The organism is Paenibacillus sp. FSL F4-0087 (assembly GCF_038020215.1).
GTDB classification, from domain to species: domain Bacteria; phylum Bacillota; class Bacilli; order Paenibacillales; family Paenibacillaceae; genus Paenibacillus; species Paenibacillus taichungensis.
The window spans coordinates 4,181,686-4,202,231 of sequence record NZ_JBBODJ010000001.1 but is presented as its reverse complement, the minus strand read 5'-3'; the positions used below and the strand labels follow the sequence as shown (position 1 = coordinate 4,202,231).

Sequence of the window (20,546 nt, the reverse complement as noted above, 5' to 3'; positions counted from 1 at the left end):
ATATAATCAAAATTATTTGGCGTCTCTCGGTGGAACTGGCAAGCCCAGATGATGATAGGCCAGGTCCGTTACAATTCTGCCCCTCGGTGTGCGTTGAAGCATGCCAATCTGCAATAGATACGGCTCGTAGACATCCTCAATGGTCTGACTCTCCTCACCAATCGTAGCGGCAATCGTATCCAGACCCACAGGGCCTCCCCGGAAACTGTTAATCATTGATTTGAGCATCTTGTGATCGATCTCGTCCAGACCACGCGGATCAATCTGAAGACGTTGCAGCGCTTCTTCCGCTAGAGCCTGTGTGATAATACCATCACCCCGTACCTGGGCAAAGTCACGCACTCTTTTCAGCAATCGATTGGCAATCCTCGGTGTCCCACGGGAGCGCAATGCGATCTCTTCTGCTGCATTACCAACAATCTCCACCCCTAGAATCTCTGAGGCCCGTGAGACGATGTAGGCCAGCTCATCCACCGTGTAGAACTCCAGCCGACTGATAACACCAAACCGATCTCTCAGAGGCGCAGACAGCAAACCTGCACGGGTTGTAGCACCAATCAGCGTAAAGGATGGCAGATCAAGACGTACGGAGCGGGCACTTGGGCCTTTTCCGATCATAATATCCAACGCGAAGTCTTCCATGGCGGGATACATCACTTCTTCTACCGTCCGATGAAGGCGATGAATTTCGTCAATAAACAGGACATCCCCTTCTTGCAGGTTTGTAAGCAATGCAGCTAGATCACCTGGGCGTTCAATCGCAGGTCCCGATGTTGTGCGTAAGTTAACACCCAATTCATTGGCAATGATATTGGCAAGTGTTGTTTTACCAAGTCCAGGCGGTCCATATAACAACACATGATCGAGCGCCTCATTACGCATCTTAGCCGCTTCAATGTATATTTTCAAATTCTCCTTGACCTGGTTTTGCCCGATATATTCATTTAAATACCGAGGACGAAGACTAAGCTCCACAGCTTGATCCTCCATCATCAGGTTCGCGGAAATAATCCGGTCATCCATGTTCATCCCTACCTTTTTTATGCGGTTTACTGCTCTATTATAGAGGCAAAATTAATTTATCCCGTAAACAGCATTTGCAGTGCCCGTTTCATCAACACATCAACAGAATCGGCCGAAGTAACATCTTTCTTCAGTTTGAGCCAAACTTTATCCAGTTCACTGTCGGTATACCCCAGCGCTTTAAGTCCTTCACGAGCCTCATCCCAGGCAGAGCCGCTTCCTGCTTCTTCCGAAGGAGGAGCAAACAAACCTGTTGCATACGTGGCAGCACCGAAACCATCCAATTTGTCCTTAAGGTCCAGTATCATGCGCTGCGCTGTTTTCTTACCAATCCCCGGCAGTTTGGTCAGGAACGTTAGATTCTCTTGATATATGGCCGTCACGACATGGTCCGGCGTACCGCCAGCGAGTATACCCAGAGCAACTTTGGGTCCAATACCTGATACCTCGATCAGCTTGCGAAATAACTTCTGTTCCTCACGAGTAGCAAAGCCAAACAGCAACATCGCATCTTCACGTACATGGTGATGGGTATACACCATAATTTCGCCTTCTTGCTTCGCAAATGCAAAAGGATTCGGACAGAATACACGATAACCAACGCCATGCACATCAAGCACAATATATTCATTCTCCAGATGTACGAACTGTCCTCTTAGAAAATCAATCATTTTCGCAATACCTCATTCAACTTGGAATTTAATGTATATGAGTGTGCATGACACACTGCTACAGCCAAAGCATCTGCTACGTCATCCGGCTTCGGGATCACCTGTAAACGCAAAAACATTTTGACCATCTCCTGCACTTGCCGCTTTTCCGCTTTTCCGTATCCCACAATCGCCTGCTTAATCTGCATCGGCGTATACTCGGCTATAGGCAGTCCCTTCTGGGCAGCAGCCAGTACCATGACACCTCTAGCCTGACTTACAGACATCGCTGTTGTGACGTTACGATTGAAAAAAAGTTTCTCCAGCGCTACTGCGTCCGGTTTATATTTATCAATCAGCTGTACCATACCCTCATATACATGAAGCAGCCGTTCCTCTTCAGGGGTGTGAGCTTCTGTCTGAATACAGCCATATTGTACAGGTGTTACCTTACTGCCGATTTTATCCACAAAACCAAAACCGACAATCGCAATCCCCGGGTCAATTCCCAAAAAACGCAAATCCATCTCTCCCTTACAAAAGCGAACATATGTATCGTTCATTTCATTATAACAAAAGATAGACCCTACGGCAGGAAAAACTTTGTCCTTTCATATACTCGCCTGAATTCGTGTATAACCTACAATCGCAATCTCCTATATTCAGGTGTTTCAGTCATGGAACGACAAAAAGGACATCTTTCGATGTCCTTCGGTTCACTTCGTATGTTGTATAATCTGCGAATCCTACGATTAGGAACTTCTCCTCTAGGCGATGTAAACAAATAAATTTCAATGCAGATCAGCCTGTTTTTTTATCCGCCATTACGGATTTCTTTATTGGCCTCATCTACCGCATAATCGCTGAACGTAGAGATTACACTATCATACTCATCCTTGTCCTGGATACGAATACCTTGCTGCAACTGCTCCAACACACCTTCAGGCAATGATGTCTCCAACGTGCCTACGTCCATTTGAAAAAAAGTACGGATGACTTTCTCTTCTGTGGGCCGTCCTTCATACAGGTTAAGATTACCCACAGCATCTATGCTAATATATGCCTGCTCTTTACATAATGGAGAAAGATCATCCACATGTTGCTTAATGTGTAAAACTTCTGCCGATTCAACTTGAGCATCCCAATCCGGATGTTGAACGAGCAGCATCTTCAATTGAGGAATCGCCATCTTACCTAATTGTTCCGTCTCTACCCCACAGATATATTGCGTCTCCAATACAACACTCGTTAAACGGTCCGGATCAGGCCCAAGTTGTTCCATCAAAGTCTGAATTTCTTGCTCAGACCTTTGTTCACTCGCAGCAGGCCCCATTACAGATACAGCCTCACTGAAATTGGTCGTGAGTAAACGCTCGATCGCAGAAGAAATCGGCAAACCACTGTAAGCCAGTATAGCTACAGCAACTAACGCTGAAGTCATCCACACTGTTCTTTTCCAACGGCGCCAGCGTCTCTTGAATTGTTTTTTGAAGTTAAACGTGTTCACATGAACCCCTTCTATCACTTTTTAAACCTATTGTGACCGAAAGCACTGGGCTTTATGCAAAATTAACCTAAGGCACCAGCAATACGCCACGCTTGAGCCTAATAAGATGAAAGCTATATTTATTCCTTATTAAAGGTTGTCATGAATTAAGAGGTCATGATTGCTTAAAACACAATCAACTTTTAGACATAAATAAAAAGACGGACTATCTATAAATAGATAATCCGTCTTTTTTGAGATCGGGATGACACGATTTGAACATGCGACCCCCTGGTCCCAAACCAGGTGCTCTACCAAGCTGAGCTACATCCCGTTATATATACCGGCGAGAGGACTCGAACCTCCACGGTTTCCCACTCGATTTTGAGTCGAGCGCGTCTGCCATTCCGCCACGCCGGCGTATGAAGTTGTAATGGCGCGCCCTGAGAGATTCGAACTCCCGGCCTTTTGATTCGTAGTCAAACGCTCTATCCAGCTGAGCTAAGGGCGCAAATATTGGAGCGGAAGACGGGAATCGAACCCGCGACCCTCGCCTTGGCAAGGCGATGCTCTACCGCTGAGCCACTTCCGCATACGGTATTAATAAATATAAAAATGGCGGAACCGACGGGATTCGAACCCGCGATCTCCTGCGTGACAGGCAGGCATGTTAGGCCAACTACACCACGGTTCCAGATCACTTTCTTGATAGAAAGTATAATTGCGGGGGCAGGATTTGAACCTGCGGCCTTCGGGTTATGAGCCCGACGAGCTACCGGGCTGCTCCACCCCGCGTCGTTATTCAAAAAATGATATGGTGGAGGCTGAGGGGATCGAACCCCCGACCCTCTGCTTGTAAGGCAGATGCTCTCCCAGCTGAGCTAAGCCTCCATGTATAAATGACCCGTAGGGGATTCGAACCCCTGTTACCTCCGTGAAAGGGAGGTGTCTTAACCCCTTGACCAACGGGCCTTAATGGCTCCCCGAACAGGGCTCGAACCTGTGACAACTCGATTAACAGTCGAGTGCTCTACCAACTGAGCTATCAGGGAATACTAAGCATCTGCAGTGCAAATGCAATTCATCGTACAACATCAACATACAAAATCTGTTTTCTATGTAAGATGAAAGAGTTCGCTTGGCGGCGTCCTACTCTCCCAGGACCCTGCGGTCCAAGTACCATCGGCGCTAGAGGGCTTAACGGTCGTGTTCGGGATGGGTACGTGTGGAACCCCTCCGCCATCGCCACCAAACGCATAGCTTAGCTTACATCTCAGAGTTTGTTCTCTGAAAACTAGATCCGAAACGAAATGTGCGATTTAAAACTTGCATATTTGGATAAGCCCTCGACCGATTAGTACTGGTCAGCTCCATGCATTGCTGCACTTCCACCCCCAGCCTATCTACCTCGTCGTCTTCAAGGGGTCTTACATACTGGGAAATCTCATCTTGAGGGGGGCTTCACGCTTAGATGCTTTCAGCGCTTATCCCTTCCGTACATAGCTACCCAGCGGTGCTCCTGGCGGAACAACTGGTACACCAGCGGTACGTCCATCCCGGTCCTCTCGTACTAAGGACAGCTCCTCTCAAATTTCCTACGCCCACGACAGATAGGGACCGAACTGTCTCACGACGTTCTGAACCCAGCTCGCGTACCGCTTTAATGGGCGAACAGCCCAACCCTTGGGACCTACTTCAGCCCCAGGATGCGATGAGCCGACATCGAGGTGCCAAACCTCCCCGTCGATGTGGACTCTTGGGGGAGATAAGCCTGTTATCCCCAGGGTAGCTTTTATCCGTTGAGCGATGGCCCTTCCATGCGGTACCACCGGATCACTAAGCCCGACTTTCGTCCCTGCTCGACTTGTAGGTCTCGCAGTCAAGCTCCCTTATGCCTTTGCACTCTTCGAATGATTTCCAACCATTCTGAGGGAACCTTTGGGCGCCTCCGTTACTCTTTAGGAGGCGACCGCCCCAGTCAAACTGCCCACCTGACACTGTCCCCGCACCGGATTACGGTACCAGGTTAGAACCTAGATACGATCAGGGTGGTATCCCAACGGTGCCTCCACAGAAGCTTGCGCTCCTGCTTCAAAGGCTCCCACCTATCCTGTACAGATCGTACCCAAATTCAATATCAAGCTGCAGTAAAGCTCCATGGGGTCTTTCCGTCTTGTCGCGGGTAACCTGCATCTTCACAGGTATTAAAATTTCACCGGATCTCTCGTTGAGACAGCGCCCAAGTCGTTACGCCATTCGTGCGGGTCAGAATTTACCTGACAAGGAATTTCGCTACCTTAGGACCGTTATAGTTACGGCCGCCGTTTACTGGGGCTTCGGTTCACAGCTTCGGATTGCTCCTAACCGCTCCCCTTAACCTTCCAGCACCGGGCAGGCGTCAGCCCGTATACTTCGCCTTACGGCTTCGCACAGACCTGTGTTTTTGCTAAACAGTCGCTTGGGCCTTTTCACTGCGGCCCCCTCGTGCTATTCACACTACCGGGGCACCCCTTCTCCCGAAGTTACGGGGTCATTTTGCCGAGTTCCTTAACGAGAGTTCTTCCGCGCGCCTTAGAATTCTCTTCTCGCCTACCTGTGTCGGTTTGCGGTACGGGCACCATCACCTGGCTAGAGGCTTTTCTTGGCAGTGTGAGATCATGACCTTCGCTACTATAATTTTCGCTCCCCATCACAGTCTAGCCTTACGATGTGCGGATTTGCCTACACATCAGCCTCACTGCTTAGACGGACATCCATCAGTCCGCGTCACTACCCTGCTGCGTCCCCCCATTGCTCATAACGGCTTACGGTGGTACAGGAATTTCGACCTGTTGTCCTTCGACTACGCCTTTCGGCCTCGCCTTAGGTCCCGACTTACCCTGAGCGGACGAGCCTTCCTCAGGAACCCTTAGGCTTTCGGCGGATCAGATTCTCACTGATCTTTTCGTTACTCATACCGGCATTCTCACTTGTATAATGTCCAGCGCTCCTTACGGTACACCTTCAACCCTTATACAACGCTCCCCTACCCCTGATGCAAAGCATCAAGCCATAGCTTCGGTGGTGTGTTTAGCCCCGTTACATTTTCGGCGCAGAGTCACTCGACCAGTGAGCTATTACGCACTCTTTCAATGGTGGCTGCTTCTAAGCCAACATCCTGGTTGTCTGTGCAACTCCACATCCTTTCCCACTTAACACACACTTGGGGACCTTAGCTGATGGTCTGGGCTGTTTCCCTTTTGACAATGGATCTTAGCACTCACTGTCTGACTCCCGGAAGTAAGTCTATGGCATTCGGAGTTTGACTGAGCTTGGTAACCCTTGCGGGCCCCGCACCCAATCAGTGCTCTACCTCCACGACTCTGTTTTCCGAGGCTAGCCCTAAAGCTATTTCGGGGAGAACCAGCTATCTCCGAGTTCGATTGGAATTTCTCCGCTACCCCCACCTCATCCCCGCACTTTTCAACGTGCGTGGGTTCGGGCCTCCAGTGCGTGTTACCGCACCTTCACCCTGGACAGGGGTAGATCACCCGGTTTCGGGTCTACGTCCACGTACTATGTCGCCCTATTCAGACTCGCTTTCGCTGCGGCTCCGGCTCTTCACCTTAACCTTGCACGGGAACGTAACTCGCCGGTTCATTCTACAAAAGGCACGCCATCACCCCTAAAACGGGCTCTGACTTTTTGTAAGCACACGGTTTCAGGTTCTATTTCACTCCCCTTCCGGGGTGCTTTTCACCTTTCCCTCACGGTACTGCTTCACTATCGGTCGCTAGGAAGTATTTAGCCTTGGCAGATGGTCCTGCCGGATTCATACGGGGTTTCACGTGCCCCGCACTACTCGGGATACATCTCGGAGAGAACCAACTTTCAAGTACAGGGCTTTTACCTTCTTTGGCGGGCCTTTCCAGACCTCTTCGTTTAACCGGTTCCTTTGTAACTCCATGTGAGATGTCCCACAACCCCAAAGAGCAAGCTCTCTGGTTTGGGCTTCTCCGCGTTCGCTCGCCGCTACTGACGGAATCACTATTGTTTTCTCTTCCTCAAGGTACTTAGATGTTTCAGTTCCCCTGGTATGCCTCTACATAACCTATGTATTCAGTTATGAGTAACTGGAAATTACCCCAGCTGGGTTTCCCCATTCGGACACCCCCGGATCAAAGCTTGCTTACAGCTCCCCGAGGCAGTTTCGTTGTTCGCCACGTCCTTCATCGGCTCCTAGCGCCTAGGCATCCTCCGTGTGCTCTTAGTAGCTTAACCAATTGCTCAGATGAGCAAATGCAATCTACCGTTTTTATTGAAACTTGTTTAACACAAGTTCAGCTTAAAAAGGAATGTTCTAATTCGCAATTTTCGTTTCGATATCTAGTTTTCAAAGAACAAGCTCCATGCAAAAGCAAGCTGTTTGAGAGTTTGAGCTCTCAAAACTGAGCAACGAGTGAGTAGTTTTTGCAGCTAAGCTGCGGTTTTGAATGTTTCCACTCGGGAAACGATTCTCCATAGAAAGGAGGTGATCCAGCCGCACCTTCCGATACGGCTACCTTGTTACGACTTCACCCCAATCATCTATCCCACCTTCGGCGGCTGGCTCCTTGCGGTTACCCCACCGACTTCGGGTGTTATAAACTCTCGTGGTGTGACGGGCGGTGTGTACAAGACCCGGGAACGTATTCACCGCGGCATGCTGATCCGCGATTACTAGCAATTCCGACTTCATGCAGGCGAGTTGCAGCCTGCAATCCGAACTGAGACCGGCTTTTTAGGATTCGTTCCACCTCGCGGCTTCACAGCCCGTTGTACCGGCCATTGTAGTACGTGTGTAGCCCAGGTCATAAGGGGCATGATGATTTGACGTCATCCCCACCTTCCTCCGGTTTGTCACCGGCAGTCACCTTAGAGTGCCCATCCGAAATGCTGGCAACTAAGATCAAGGGTTGCGCTCGTTGCGGGACTTAACCCAACATCTCACGACACGAGCTGACGACAACCATGCACCACCTGTCTCCTCTGTCCCGAAGGAAAGGTACATCTCTGTACCGGTCAGAGGGATGTCAAGACCTGGTAAGGTTCTTCGCGTTGCTTCGAATTAAACCACATACTCCACTGCTTGTGCGGGTCCCCGTCAATTCCTTTGAGTTTCAGTCTTGCGACCGTACTCCCCAGGCGGAGTGCTTAATGTGTTAACTTCGGCACCAAGGGTATCGAAACCCCTAACACCTAGCACTCATCGTTTACGGCGTGGACTACCAGGGTATCTAATCCTGTTTGCTCCCCACGCTTTCGCGCCTCAGCGTCAGTTACAGCCCAGAGAGTCGCCTTCGCCACTGGTGTTCCTCCACATATCTACGCATTTCACCGCTACACGTGGAATTCCACTCTCCTCTTCTGCACTCAAGTCACCCAGTTTCCAGTGCGATCCGGGGTTGAGCCCCGGGATTAAACACCAGACTTAAATGACCGCCTGCGCGCGCTTTACGCCCAATAATTCCGGACAACGCTTGCCCCCTACGTATTACCGCGGCTGCTGGCACGTAGTTAGCCGGGGCTTTCTTCTCAGGTACCGTCACCTTGAGAGCAGTTACTCTCCCAAGCGTTCTTCCCTGGCAACAGAGCTTTACGATCCGAAAACCTTCATCACTCACGCGGCATTGCTCCGTCAGGCTTTCGCCCATTGCGGAAGATTCCCTACTGCTGCCTCCCGTAGGAGTCTGGGCCGTGTCTCAGTCCCAGTGTGGCCGATCACCCTCTCAGGTCGGCTACGCATCGTCGCCTTGGTGAGCCGTTACCCCACCAACTAGCTAATGCGCCGCAGGCCCATCCCCAAGTGACAGATTGCTCCGTCTTTCCAGTTCTCTTCAGGAGAAGAAAACAACTATTCGGTATTAGCTACCGTTTCCGGTAGTTGTCCCAAACTTGAGGGCAGGTTGCCTACGTGTTACTCACCCGTCCGCCGCTAACTATCAGAGAAGCAAGCTTCTCATCAAGTCCGCTCGACTTGCATGTATTAGGCATGCCGCCAGCGTTCGTCCTGAGCCAGGATCAAACTCTCCAATAAAGTATTGAAAAGAGCGATAAGCTCATTTTGAAACTGACGAGATTAAAAATCTCATTTATTTTGCTTCAAAATCATACAGTCCGAAGACGTGTACCGATTTCTCAGCGTCGATCTTGCAAGCAAGATCGTTACTCACTCGTTGTTCAGTTTTCAAAGATCAAACTTGTTTGTGTTACTCTTTTCGTTGTCAGCGCTGTGTTTCAGCGGCGACTTAAATAATATATCATACTGATGAAACCAATGCAATAGTTTTTTCAAAAAAACTTTTAATAGATTCTAAGCCCCCAGTGCCCCCACTAAAAACTTTAGCGAATTTGGAGCTCTATTCCCCCAACAATCCCGTCCACATTAAGAGTTTTCTTTCTTGATATCTACTAAAGAACCTTACAAGCGTGACACTTCCATACTGCATTAGGATTACCCTACTCTCCATACAAAAACTCAAAAGGCCGGCTCTTCTCAGAGTCGACCTTTTGAAGATTTACGGTTTTCCGTTACTTTACAGTGTTATTGCTGTATCCAGGGATTTCTACGCTTTTTGTTGTCAGAACTACGTTTAGTGGTTATCCCTGTGCGTTCTCTTGATTGTTTCCCGGATACAGATACTTTAGATTTAGCTTTGGCAGCAGGTTTGGCTGTTCTGCGTTTCGCAGTTCCTGTTTTGGCTGCTTGTTTGGGCTTCGCATCCAGATTGAACTCAGTCTCACTCTCTGTAGAAGACTGGCTTAAGTTAGCCTCGTCACGTCCACCCTTTTTGCCTTCCCCCTTACCTTGTGGAGGATACAGTTCACCAAATGCACCTAATGGAGACGGCGGCACCATGTTCTGAGTAGGGTATGGATTTTGATAGGCATACTCCAATGGCTGATTAGGCATCATGGATGTGGTCATTTCAGGTTGCATCCCATAAGGATTGTATGTGCCCCACGCTGGGTTCTGGTAGTTATGTGAGGGATGTGCGTATTGATGGTTGGGCATGTGATGGTTGCCACATCCACATGGCGGGTACGGAAGCATAGAGTAGGGAGAAATATGAGGCGGTTGGTGGTTCATATGCTCATTGGCTGCAAATGGAGGGTATGGGCTGTTCACTTGACCTGATGGAGCGATCGGATATGAGTTGTTCTGCATCTCAGCAGATACGTTCGGCATAACGTTGTTATGATTATACTCCGTGCCGGTCCAAGGCATGTTGGATGTATGACCTATGGAGTACGGACTCACTTCAGGTATACCTGGGAATGTAGCATTGTCGTTCGCCCCAGCCGTATACATGTTTTGTGGAGTAGTGTATACCTCTTGTGCAGGTACAGGAACTTGGGCATATGGATGCTCGGCAGGAGCATGCAGCATTTTACTACCGCAACCACATGGAGCTTTGGTCGCAGGAGCTACTTCTGTAGGCCATTCCGTGTTGTTAGGTATTACAGGTAAAGGCAGGACTTCAGGTGAGATATTAGGCATCGTATACGTCGGCGCTTCAGTTATCGGTTTTAATTGCACTTCGGATTTGGTATTTTCTTTCTTCTGAGCTTCCTTCTGCGGCTTCTCTTCAGGAATTTCAGGTAACTGTGGTAACACTTCCACTTCTGGCTTGATATTAGGTAGGACCGGATTTGCAGGTACAGGAGCCGGAACCGCATTGGAGACTTCCGGTACAGGTGCTGGTACAGGCACTGGGACTACTGGTACGACTGGAGCCGTTTCTTCTTTAACTCCCGTGTATTCCTTCCCTTCAGGAGACAGCTTCTCATGAGCAACATTGGGTGATGTACCATTTTCTGAAGCCGTGTTCCCTGGTGCATTCGCAGATGGAATGTACACGGTCTCCCCTACAAGAAGAGCATTAGGATTTTTCAATTGTGGGTTCGCATTGATCATATCTTTCAACGGAACTCCCCAAGCCTGTGACAACTTCCATAATGAATCGCCTTGCTGGACTTTATGACTGTGCAACACGCCTTCTGGCTTTGGTGTTACAGGCTCCGCAGGAATTTTGACCTTCATGCCGATCTCCAACTTGTCAGGATTTGAAATTTGCGGATTAGCTGCGATAATTTTGTCCAACGCTACATTATATTTTTGGGACAGCAGATATAATGTGTCGCCTTTTTTCACCATGTGTATTTTCACTTGGAACTAACCTCCTAGACGTGATACTTGGGCAGTGCATCCGCCCATACCGTTACTACATCCTATGCAGAAATTGGGCCAATGACATCAACTAAGCAAAAAAAATCCTCCTCGCCCTAAAAACCGCATACTTCAGGTATGCTGAGTTTCTGAGACAAGAAGGACTTCCTGCTTCCCTATTCAGTTCGTTCCAATTAATCTTCCCAAACTTTGTAACCATCTTTGTCGACAATTTGACGGAATGCTTCCAGCAGCCTCAAGGTTACAGGACCTGCAACACCCGTTCCAATCGTTCTGCCGTCCACCTCATAAGCAGCAATAACTTCTGCAGCTGTTCCAGTGAAAAAGACTTCGTCGGCAATGTACACATCATGTAGCGTAAATGGAACTTCTTTTAATTCAAGATCCAGCTCACCGCACAGATCGATAATGGCCTGACGTGTAATTCCCTCTAATGCACCAAGATAACAAGGTGGCGTATAAACTACACCATTTTTGATGATGAAGATGTTATCACTTGAACCCTCAGTAACGTAACCTTGGGAATTCAGCATAATCGCTTCACCAGCACCTGAATAGTTAGACTGAATTTTAACAAGAATGTTGTTCAGATAGTTCAATGATTTAATCTTTGGATTCAATGCGTCCGGGATGTTACGGCGCTGGGATACAGACACGGCTTTTAGCCCAGTAAGATACGCTTCCTCCGGATAGATCGCCAGTTGCTCTACAATGATGATTACGGACGCTTTAGGGCAGCGCAGCGGATCAAGACCCAAGTTACCAGGTCCACGTGAAACGATCAGACGAATATAACCGTTACGCATATCATTGCGACGGACCGTTTCAGCCATCACTTCCAGCATCTCATCATAAGACAGTGGAATGTTCAGACTGATGGATTTAGCTGAATCGTACAAACGATCCAAATGCGCTTTGCATCTGAAAATGTTACCGTTATAAATCCGAATACCTTCGAAAATACCGTCTCCATACAAAAATCCATGATCATATACCGAAACGGTTGCGTTCTCTTTGGTCACATATTGACCGTCCAAATAAATCCATTGTTCTGACACCGATGACTGCACCTCCATAAAATTTCCATTCCTAGATTCCGAAACTACATTTATCTCGTTCATTGTACAACAAATGACAAGCTATTTCTTGCTCATTTACCCAGTCTTATGACAACCTTCAACAATATACGTCCTGATTCAGGTCGTTTTCAACGAAGGATATGTATAACACGGATAGCTGCCAAGAATACGTACCTGACAATTCAAAGCCTCAATCTCAGCCATGGCTGCGGTAAGCAATACCGAATCTGCACTTTCCTCAACATCAATGTAAAAATAATAACTCCCCAACCTTTTCTTCGTTGGACGAGATTCCAGTCGGGTCAGGTTCAGCTTCCGCCAGGCAAAAGCCGACAACACCTGATGTAATGCACCCGGTGCATCTTCAGGCAATGTAACAAGCAAACTGGTTTTTACATGATCAGGCTCTCGTGGTATCTGAACAGGTTCATGACCTATTAGCACAAAACGAGTATAGTTGTTGTCATGGTCGGTAACCCGTTCAGCCATAATGTCCAAACCGTGCTTCTGTGCAGCCAGCCTGGTGCCAATCGCGACCCAGCCTTTGCCAGGGTTTTTTTTCACAATTTCTACAGCTTCCGCTGTACTGTTTACACCCTCAAGGTCTGCTCCAGGTGAATGTAAGCGAATAAAATTCTGGCACTGCGGAATCGCTACAGGATGGGACATGATCTTTGTAATTTTCCCGAAATCATATTCACCACTCTCTGCCCTGAACTCGGAGCCATGTCCAATGACATTCTGGATGGATGGATAAACCCATTCTGCTTGCATCGGAATATCAACTTCGTTAACCAGCCAGTCCATATGCAAACTAACGGAGCCTTCAATCGTATTCTCAATGGGTATGACACTGTACTGGGACTTCCCACTATCCGTAGCCCGGAAAACATCAGAAATCAGCTTGGAATGAAGCAATTCCAAAGGCTCCCCATTAAACAGAAAATCTACTGCTTCATGGGAAACTGAACCTTCAGGTAATACTGCAATTCGTTTCATGCGTTAACTTCCCCTTTAACTCTGTCCATAAAAGGACTTTCATCTTGATCAGGCAGTACGGTAACACCGTCCAGATCCGGATCCAACCACAATGCAGAAGCAGTGATGCCTTCACGGTTCATTGTGTCTATCAAATATTGCTCCAGTTCGAGCTTACGAGTATCATGACGATCTACCAACGTCAAAACGGTAGGTCCGGCTCCACTCAATGCAGCCCCCAGGGCTCCATGACTGACTGCATGTTCAAGGATTTCAGCCATACCAGGTACCAAAGATGCCCTGTAGGGTTGATGAATCCGATCAGACATCGCCTTTTGAATCATGTCCAATCTCCCACTTGCCAAAGCTGCAACGAGCAAGGATGATCTGCTTATGTTGTGAATGACATCAGACTTGTCAAACTGCTGTGGAATTACATTTCTTGCTTTCGAAGTGGACAACTCGAAGTCCGGTACGATGACCAACGTCTGCAAGTCCTGATGCGGCTCAATGCGAATATGGTCTACCCGACTGCCATCCCACGCTGCTGTAATGATACCTCCATATAGGGAAGCTCCTACATTATCCGGATGTTTCTCCAGCGACGTAGCCATGTCCAGAAGTTTGGCATCAGATAAAGGAGTGCCTATTAAAGCATTAGCAGCAGCCAACGCGCCCACGATGGCGGATGCACTGCTTCCCAGTCCCCGAGTAAGCGGAATATCGGAATACATGGAAATCTCCAACTCCGGCACGGAGATTCCGGCTTCGTTGAAGACCATCTGCGCGACTTCATATAACAAATTGGATTTATCTGTTGGCAAACCCGTCAGATGATCTCCATGTAAATGGAATGTTGTCTGCTCAGCCGGTTTCATCTCAAGCCATGCATACAGAGACAATGCCATGCCCAGGGTATCAAACCCTGGACCCAGATTGGCTGTACTTGCAGGTACCTTAACAGTTACCCTTTGCTTCAAACTCATACGGATTGTTGCTCCAATTGTGCAATTGCCGCCATAACCGCTTCTTCAGAATCTTCCACAACAAGTGGTTCAGTCGCTACCGTTTTGATTGCAATATTAGGGTCTTTTAGACCATGTCCTGTCAGAACACAAACCACAGTCTCTCCACCTTTAAAGTATCCTTCACTCTTCAGTTTGTATACACCAGCAACGGAAGCAGCGGATGCAGGTTCAGCAAAAATCCCTTCACGAGCGGCGATCGTACGATATGCTGTCAGAATTTCTTCATCAGTTACATAATTAATCTGTCCGCCAGACTCTTCAGCTGCAGCTACAGCTGTTTTCCAACTTGCAGGATTACCAATTCGAATAGCCGTTGCTACGGTTTCAGGCTCAAGGATCGGTTCACCTTTGACAATTGCCATTGCGCCTTCCGCTTCAAAACCAACCATACGTGGCAGGGAGTTCGATTTGCCTGCTTCTTTATACTCTTTAAACCCTTTCCAGTAAGCCGAGATGTTCCCTGCGTTGCCCACTGGAATGGCAAGTACATCAGGTGCTTGACCAAGCTGTTCAATGACTTCAAACGCAGCCGTTTTCTGTCCTTCAATCCGGAACGGATTCACGGAGTTCACGAGCGTAATTGGATGCTTGGCTGTAATTTCACGCACAATTTCCAATGCACGGTCAAAGTTGCCATTAATCGCAATAACTTTAGCTCCATATATCATAGCCTGAGCTAGTTTACCCAGCGCAATGTTGTTATTCGGGATCAAAACAATACAATTCAGACCAGCACGAGCCGCATAGGCTGCTGCAGCCGCTGAAGTGTTACCTGTCGATGCACACATGATCGTGCGGCTACCTTCTTCCATCGCTTTAGCAACAGCCATAACCATTCCGCGATCTTTAAATGAACCAGTCGGATTCAGACCTTCATATTTGAAATATAAATTCAATCCAAGCTCCTCAGACAAATTCTCCGCATGAACCAGGGGCGTGTTTCCTTCATGAAGCGTAAGCAGGGGCGTGTTTTCATTAACCGGAAGGTGCTCTCTATACGTTTGCAGTAATCCTTGATATCTCATTGTGGGTAAACTCCTTTGTCGTTAATAATCCGAATATGATTAATATGATTGCATACCTCAATATGGTTAGGCGTGTATCTTAAACTTAGCTTAGACCTGAAATTCAAACCGGAATTTGGGGGCGAGTTATCCTTCTACCCGGTACACACTCTTAATGCGACGAATGACAGCAAGTGATTCAAAGTGTTTCAATACTTTATCCATACTTGCCTTGCTAGCGTTATGCGTAACAATGATGATCTCAGCATCTGGGTTGTGTTCGTTCGGCTGTTGCACAACTGAAGCCAGGCTGACTTCGTATTCAGCGAAGATTTGGGTAATTTGCGCCAGTACCCCTGCCTTGTCATCCACATGCAGCAAAATAAAGTTTTTCGACATAATGTGTTCGTCACTTTGCAGACGCTTCTGTTTATAAGGCACAATCGCTTTGAGACCATTCACACCCAGCTTCAGGTTTTTGATCACAGCCACGATATCCGCTACTACAGAAGTTGCCGTCGGAAGCTCGCCTGCACCCGCACCGTAGAACATCGTCTCACCTACAGCTTCGCCATGTACATACACTGCGTTGAACACGCCATTGACGGAAGCAATTGGATGATTCTGTCTTACCATCGTCGGCTGAACACTTATGGTGATCTCATCATCTCGACGATCTGCGATACCCAGCAGTTTCATTTCATAACCAAGTCTTTTGGCATACGTAATATCTTCACGGGTTACGGAAGTAATCCCCCTAACGGTCACATCTTTCAGTTCCACATTGGTTCGGAAGCCCAAAGTACCCAGAATCGCCATTTTGCGAGCTGCATCGAGTCCTTCGACATCCGAAGTTGGATCGGTTTCTGCATATCCGAGTGCTTGAGCCTCTGCCAGAACCTCTTCATATGAGGCACCTTCCTGGCTCATTTTGGTCAAAATAAAGTTCGTTGTTCCGTTCACTATCCCCATAATGCGGGTAATCCGGTCGGATGAGAAACCTTCAATCAACGTGCGGATGATCGGAATGCCACCAGCCACACTCGCTTCGTAGAATACATCACATTGCTTTTCCTGTGCCTTGGCCAAGATCTCGGAACCATGCAAAGCCATTAAATCCTTGTTCGCGGTTACGATATGCTTGCCCCGCTCCAGTGCTTCAAGGATGTACTCTTTGGTCTGATCAATGCCGCCCATAACTTCCACGATAACATCTATATCTGGGTGACGAATGACTTCCCAAGGATCTTCAGTGAGCTTGGCACGGTCTACAGCAATGACACGATCCTTCTCCGTATTCTTCACTGCAATCTTCTCAATAACGATCGGTGATCCAACCTGACTGCTCAGATCCTCCTGATTTCCTTCCACGATGCGAACGACCCCAGTACCCACCGTGCCCAGACCCAACAGTCCCACTTTTACTGGTTTCACTAACGATCTACCCCCAATGTCTTTTTCTCCTTCACCCCTGAACGATTTAACCATACATAGATCTTATTCCTAAACGTTTTACGTTAACGTCTAATTAGCCTTGGCCAACAATGCGCGTGCGTCGAACTCCGGGCATATCCTGCATCCGATCGAGCATTTCTCCGATTTCCCCATGAAGATGTGATGTCTCCACTGAAATGACGACATTGGCTCTTCCCTGGAGCGGGATACTCTGATTAATGGTTAGCACATTGGCTCCATAACCAGCTACATGTCCGAGCACACGAGACAATATTCCTGACTGATGCTCCAAATCAATGGAGATCGTTACAATTCGCTCCCGTTCAAGCTGATTGATCAAATGGATGCCATCCTTGTACTTATAAAAAGCGCTCCGGCTTAATCCAACCTGTTCAACCGCCTCATGGACTGTTTTGACATCCCCGGAAGCTAGCAGTTCTTTTACCTGCATGGTCTTCACCACAGCCTCTGGCAAAATGTCTTCCCGTACTAAGTAATAGCGTTCATTCACAGAACGTCCTCTCCTCAAAGACTCATGTATTCATATAGTGGACATTATATAGGATCTATCTCAAAAGGGCAATACCTCACATGTCTATTTTTGAAAAACTATTCCTAACAGTATACAAGTTTATCCCACGTGCAGGTAAGGAAATATAAAAAAAACGCAGAGCAGCGGGTTATCTCCCACTACTCTGCGTATATGTTTTAAGCCTTTATATTCGTAAAGGTTGCACTTCTATCTTAATAGTAGCTGCTACCTTCCACAAATTCGAACTCAAAGTCGCCAATGCGCACAATGGTGCCTTCTTCAGCTCCGCGTTTACGAAGTTCCGCATCCACACCCATATGACGCAATGTACGCGCCAGTTTGAGAATCGCTTCATGCGAATTCAGCTGCATCCGTTTCATCATACGTTCAATCTTGGCACTTTCGACAACGAAGATTTCATTCTCCCGTACAATACGGAAGCCATCGTCCTCTTTTTTGTCCAAGCTGTATACTTTGCGTTCAGATAAGTCAGCAACTTCTTCAACCATTGGCTCGTCCGGAATTTGATCCAGCAGATCAGCCGCACGATACAGGAGCTCTTGAATCCCTTTCCGTGTCAGGGACGAAATAGGCATAACTTCAATATCCGGTTGAACTTCACGAGCCTTCTGCAAAAACTCTTCCAGATTAGCCTCGGAATCCGGCATGTCCATTTTATTCGCTGCTACAACTTGTGGTCTCTCAGCGAGGACAGGATTGTACAATTTGAGTTCCTCGTTGATTTTCTGCCAGTCTTCGAACGGATCACGTCCTTCTGAACCAGACATATCAACGACATGAACGATAATGCGTGTACGTTCTACGTGACGCAAGAACTCATGTCCAAGCCCAATACCTTCGTGGGCACCTTCAATCAGGCCCGGCAAGTCGGCCATAACAAAGCTGCGACCTTCACCCACACCAACAACACCCAGGTTAGGAGTAATGGTTGTAAAATGATATGCTCCAATCTTTGGCTTGGCTGCCGAAACAACAGACAACAGTGTGGATTTCCCGACACTTGGGAAACCAACCAAACCGACATCTGCCATGACCTTAAGCTCAAGTACGATGTAACGTTCTTGACCTTCTTCTCCATTTTCGGCCAGTTCTGGCGCTGGATTGTTAGGCGTGGCAAAACGAATGTTTCCCCGTCCGCCCCGTCCGCCACGAGCAACAACAACCTGTTGACCATGACGCGTCAAATCAGCCAGTACTTCTCCACTGTCTTCATCCAAAATGACGGTTCCAGGTGGAATACGTACAATCATGTTCTCAGCGTTCGCGCCATGCTGACTTTTATTACGTCCCTTCTCACCACGAGGGGCCTTGAAGTGACGCTGGTAACGGAAATCCATCAACGTACGCAGACCTTCATCCACACGGAAAATGATGTCAGCTCCTCTGCCTCCATCACCCCCGGCAGGTCCGCCGTTCGGTACATACTTCTCACGACGAAACGAAATAATTCCGTCCCCTCCGTCTCCGGCTTTCACATAAATCTTCGCTTTATCTACAAACATTGGTTAACCCCTTCTTCCTATATTCCGCAAGGCATTCTGAATTGTATAAACGTATCCTCAGACGGAAGCTGCTCCGTTCTGACTTTTTTTCCTTTGAGTACGGCATTGAGCTGCCGCAATGTTTCCGGATCGGGTGTTTGATCCCCATCCAGCCGGACAACCACATCTCCGTGATCCTGTCCGAAGTTCAAGGTCAGTTTGCGAACCTCTCCCCAAGACGACCGGCCGCCGCCATATTGATAGGCTCGAATCGCATCGGCAATCGCCCCCGTAAGCGACTCGCCATCCTCGGGAGAGACCAGAGCACTAAGCTGCAACTCTTCCTCTACGACCACATGCAATTCCAGAGCGACTCCACTGGTCCGGAAAGATTGAAGATAAAATACGAGTGAAGGAATACCCAATCTGGAGATTCGGCTTTCTTCGTTAACCCGCTCTACTATTCTTTCCACACATTGCACTGATTTATCAAGTTTGCCCAGTCTAAGATATCCATACAATACCTGAAGATCGTTCATCCAATCATGCCTATGATGATTTAATGATGCAATTGCTGTCTTTTCCATAGATTGTATGATGGTTCTGCGTTCCGCCTCTGCCTGTCTCTTCATCACATTCACAGAAACAAAAAGCACCGCGACGGACCACAATGCGTATACAGCAATTGAAATAATCACTGGATACAGCATAACGAAAACCAAAGGAATCAGAAGTGAACATGCCGCAATCCAGGGCACTCTTTTCCAAGATTTCATGGCTTCTCCCCGTTCTACAAAACTCGGTTGGTTTAAACCCCACCGTAACCAAGTATAACATGTCTTTTCTGCCAGTTCATTATCGAATAACCTATAAATACAAAAAGCCTCCGGCAAAAATGCCGAAGGCTCCTTAGGCGGAATGCCGATATTATGCTTCTACTGCAGCTGCTACTGGAGCAACATTCACAGGGTAGATGCTTACTTTTTTACGATCGCGTCCCCAACGTTCGAATTTCACAACGCCGTCAACTTTCGCAAACAAAGTGTCATCTTTACCGATACCCACGTTAGTACCTGGGTGAATTTTCGTTCCGCGTTGGCGAACGAGAATGCTACCACCAGTTACTGTTTGTCCGTCAGCACGTTTAACACCAAGGCGTTGTGCGTTACTGTCACGACCATTCTTCGTGGAACCTACACCTTTTTTCGATGCGAATAACTGAAGATTTAATTTCAACATGATTGGTTGTCCTCCTTCTTTAATTATTTGACTTGCTCTATCTGAATATACTTTCCGTATGACTCTGCAATATCAGTGAGCATAAGCACCATGGATTCGAGTAGCAATTGTACCTGGGACCAAGTTCCGTCTTTCTCCAGCACCGGTAAAGAAGCGCTTAAAAAGCCATTCTTCATCTTGGCGTCCATTTCGACACCAGTCAGTGTTTCAATCGAGTTCACCGTACCCACTGTAACAGCGGATACCCCGGCACATACGATGTCTTCTCCTCGCTTGGCAAAATTAGCATGCCCTTTGATGGAGAAACGCTCGATGCTCCCGTCATCATTACGAAAGATTTGAACGATAATCACTTATCGCA

General features: G+C 47.8%; 15 protein-coding genes, 9 tRNA genes and 3 rRNA genes. All 27 read right to left on the bottom strand.

Going from position 1 to position 20,546, the window contains the following annotated elements; genetic code table 11:
- Nucleotides 1–12 precede the first annotated feature (12 nt).
- A complete protein-coding gene (gene ruvB / locus MHB84_RS19390; protein WP_053779099.1) occupies nucleotides 13–1,023 on the bottom strand; it encodes a Holliday junction branch migration DNA helicase RuvB in 1,011 nt (336 codons plus the stop codon).
- Between the two features lie 56 nt (nucleotides 1,024–1,079).
- On the bottom strand, nucleotides 1,080–1,694 hold the full coding sequence (ruvA, locus tag MHB84_RS19385; RefSeq protein WP_076287741.1) for a Holliday junction branch migration protein RuvA: 615 nt from the start codon (nucleotides 1,692–1,694) through the stop codon (nucleotides 1,080–1,082).
- Nucleotides 1,691–2,194, bottom strand: coding sequence for a crossover junction endodeoxyribonuclease RuvC (gene ruvC / locus MHB84_RS19380; RefSeq protein ID WP_053779097.1), 504 nt, complete (start codon nucleotides 2,192–2,194; stop codon nucleotides 1,691–1,693). Before ruvC ends, ruvA begins: the two co-directional genes overlap by 4 nt.
- A 293-nt stretch (nucleotides 2,195–2,487) precedes the next feature.
- A complete protein-coding gene (locus MHB84_RS19375) occupies nucleotides 2,488–3,180 on the bottom strand; it encodes a BofC C-terminal domain-containing protein (protein WP_076287740.1) in 693 nt (230 codons plus the stop codon).
- A gap of 239 nt (nucleotides 3,181–3,419) precedes the next feature.
- Nucleotides 3,420–3,493: transfer RNA gene (locus MHB84_RS19370), tRNA-Pro, on the bottom strand.
- 7 nt (nucleotides 3,494–3,500) lie between these two features.
- A tRNA-Leu gene (locus MHB84_RS19365) sits at nucleotides 3,501–3,579 on the bottom strand.
- 14 nt (nucleotides 3,580–3,593) lie between these two features.
- Nucleotides 3,594–3,670, bottom strand: a tRNA-Arg gene (locus tag MHB84_RS19360).
- Between the two features lie 6 nt (nucleotides 3,671–3,676).
- Nucleotides 3,677–3,751: transfer RNA gene (locus MHB84_RS19355), tRNA-Gly, on the bottom strand.
- A gap of 24 nt (nucleotides 3,752–3,775) precedes the next feature.
- Nucleotides 3,776–3,853, bottom strand: a tRNA-Asp gene (locus MHB84_RS19350).
- Between the two features lie 27 nt (nucleotides 3,854–3,880).
- Nucleotides 3,881–3,954: transfer RNA gene (locus MHB84_RS19345), tRNA-Met, on the bottom strand.
- Nucleotides 3,955–3,974: 20 nt separating this feature from the next.
- A tRNA-Val gene (locus tag MHB84_RS19340) sits at nucleotides 3,975–4,050 on the bottom strand.
- Between the two features lie 9 nt (nucleotides 4,051–4,059).
- A tRNA-Glu gene (locus tag MHB84_RS19335) sits at nucleotides 4,060–4,131 on the bottom strand.
- A 4-nt stretch (nucleotides 4,132–4,135) separates the two neighbouring features.
- Nucleotides 4,136–4,211: transfer RNA gene (locus MHB84_RS19330), tRNA-Asn, on the bottom strand.
- Nucleotides 4,212–4,295: 84 nt separating this feature from the next.
- Nucleotides 4,296–4,412, bottom strand: a 5S ribosomal RNA gene (rrf, locus tag MHB84_RS19325).
- 81 nt (nucleotides 4,413–4,493) lie between these two features.
- Nucleotides 4,494–7,419: ribosomal RNA gene (locus MHB84_RS19320) — 23S ribosomal RNA — on the bottom strand.
- Between the two features lie 243 nt (nucleotides 7,420–7,662).
- Nucleotides 7,663–9,214 (bottom strand): 16S ribosomal RNA (locus tag MHB84_RS19315).
- Together the 16S, 23S and 5S rRNA genes with 9 tRNA genes alongside form the textbook arrangement of a ribosomal RNA operon.
- Nucleotides 9,215–9,721: 507 nt before the next feature.
- Entirely contained in the window at nucleotides 9,722–11,347 is a 1,626-nt protein-coding gene (locus tag MHB84_RS19310; RefSeq protein ID WP_076290766.1) for a LysM peptidoglycan-binding domain-containing protein, read from the bottom strand.
- A gap of 194 nt (nucleotides 11,348–11,541) precedes the next feature.
- The gene (gene ilvE, locus MHB84_RS19305; RefSeq protein ID WP_076290954.1) at nucleotides 11,542–12,426 is read right to left on the bottom strand and encodes a branched-chain-amino-acid transaminase; all 885 of its coding nucleotides are present in this window, start codon (nucleotides 12,424–12,426) and stop codon (nucleotides 11,542–11,544) included.
- Between the two features lie 138 nt (nucleotides 12,427–12,564).
- Nucleotides 12,565–13,446 (bottom strand): prephenate dehydratase, encoded by an 882-nt coding sequence (pheA, locus tag MHB84_RS19300; RefSeq protein ID WP_076290767.1) that lies wholly within the window; start codon nucleotides 13,444–13,446, stop codon nucleotides 12,565–12,567.
- On the bottom strand, nucleotides 13,443–14,411 hold the full coding sequence (thrB, locus tag MHB84_RS19295; RefSeq protein WP_076290768.1) for a homoserine kinase: 969 nt from the start codon (nucleotides 14,409–14,411) through the stop codon (nucleotides 13,443–13,445). Before thrB ends, pheA begins: the two co-directional genes overlap by 4 nt.
- Nucleotides 14,408–15,478, bottom strand: coding sequence for a threonine synthase (thrC, locus tag MHB84_RS19290; RefSeq protein ID WP_064635832.1), 1,071 nt, complete (start codon nucleotides 15,476–15,478; stop codon nucleotides 14,408–14,410). Before thrC ends, thrB begins: the two co-directional genes overlap by 4 nt.
- Nucleotides 15,479–15,604: 126 nt before the next feature.
- Nucleotides 15,605–16,891 (bottom strand): homoserine dehydrogenase, encoded by a 1,287-nt coding sequence (locus tag MHB84_RS19285; protein ID WP_076290955.1) that lies wholly within the window; start codon nucleotides 16,889–16,891, stop codon nucleotides 15,605–15,607.
- 94 nt (nucleotides 16,892–16,985) lie between these two features.
- Nucleotides 16,986–17,423 carry an ACT domain-containing protein gene (locus tag MHB84_RS19280; RefSeq protein ID WP_024633956.1) on the bottom strand — a complete coding sequence of 146 codons (438 nt, stop codon included), beginning with the start codon at nucleotides 17,421–17,423 and terminating at the stop codon, nucleotides 16,986–16,988.
- A gap of 233 nt (nucleotides 17,424–17,656) precedes the next feature.
- Nucleotides 17,657–18,967 carry a GTPase ObgE gene (gene obgE / locus MHB84_RS19275; protein ID WP_076290769.1) on the bottom strand — a complete coding sequence of 437 codons (1,311 nt, stop codon included), beginning with the start codon at nucleotides 18,965–18,967 and terminating at the stop codon, nucleotides 17,657–17,659.
- Nucleotides 18,968–18,984: 17 nt separating this feature from the next.
- Complete coding sequence (locus MHB84_RS19270) at nucleotides 18,985–19,722, bottom strand: Spo0B domain-containing protein (RefSeq protein ID WP_063568125.1); 738 nt, start codon at nucleotides 19,720–19,722, stop codon at nucleotides 18,985–18,987.
- A 151-nt stretch (nucleotides 19,723–19,873) separates the two neighbouring features.
- Nucleotides 19,874–20,185 carry a 50S ribosomal protein L27 gene (gene rpmA, locus MHB84_RS19265; RefSeq protein WP_024633959.1) on the bottom strand — a complete coding sequence of 104 codons (312 nt, stop codon included), beginning with the start codon at nucleotides 20,183–20,185 and terminating at the stop codon, nucleotides 19,874–19,876.
- Nucleotides 20,186–20,208: 23 nt separating this feature from the next.
- Nucleotides 20,209–20,538 (bottom strand): ribosomal-processing cysteine protease Prp, encoded by a 330-nt coding sequence (locus tag MHB84_RS19260; RefSeq protein ID WP_076290770.1) that lies wholly within the window; start codon nucleotides 20,536–20,538, stop codon nucleotides 20,209–20,211.
- Between the last annotated feature and the right edge of the window lie 8 nt (nucleotides 20,539–20,546).

Bases quoted from the DNA above. Each gene is read 5' to 3' on its own strand.
- obgE (WP_076290769.1), bottom strand. From the start codon at position 18,967: ATGTTTGTAGATAAAGCGAAGATTTATGTGAAAGCCGGAGACGGAGGG.
- rpmA (WP_024633959.1), bottom strand. From the start codon at position 20,185: ATGTTGAAATTAAATCTTCAGTTATTCGCATCGAAAAAAGGTGTAGGT.
- ruvB (WP_053779099.1), bottom strand. From the start codon at position 1,023: ATGGATGACCGGATTATTTCCGCGAACCTGATGATGGAGGATCAAGCT.
- MHB84_RS19270 (WP_063568125.1), bottom strand. From the start codon at position 19,722: ATGAAATCTTGGAAAAGAGTGCCCTGGATTGCGGCATGTTCACTTCTG.
- pheA (WP_076290767.1), bottom strand. From the start codon at position 13,446: ATGAAACGAATTGCAGTATTACCTGAAGGTTCAGTTTCCCATGAAGCA.
- thrC (WP_064635832.1), bottom strand. From the start codon at position 15,478: ATGAGATATCAAGGATTACTGCAAACGTATAGAGAGCACCTTCCGGTT.
- ruvA (WP_076287741.1), bottom strand. From the start codon at position 1,694: ATGATTGATTTTCTAAGAGGACAGTTCGTACATCTGGAGAATGAATAT.
- thrB (WP_076290768.1), bottom strand. From the start codon at position 14,411: ATGAGTTTGAAGCAAAGGGTAACTGTTAAGGTACCTGCAAGTACAGCC.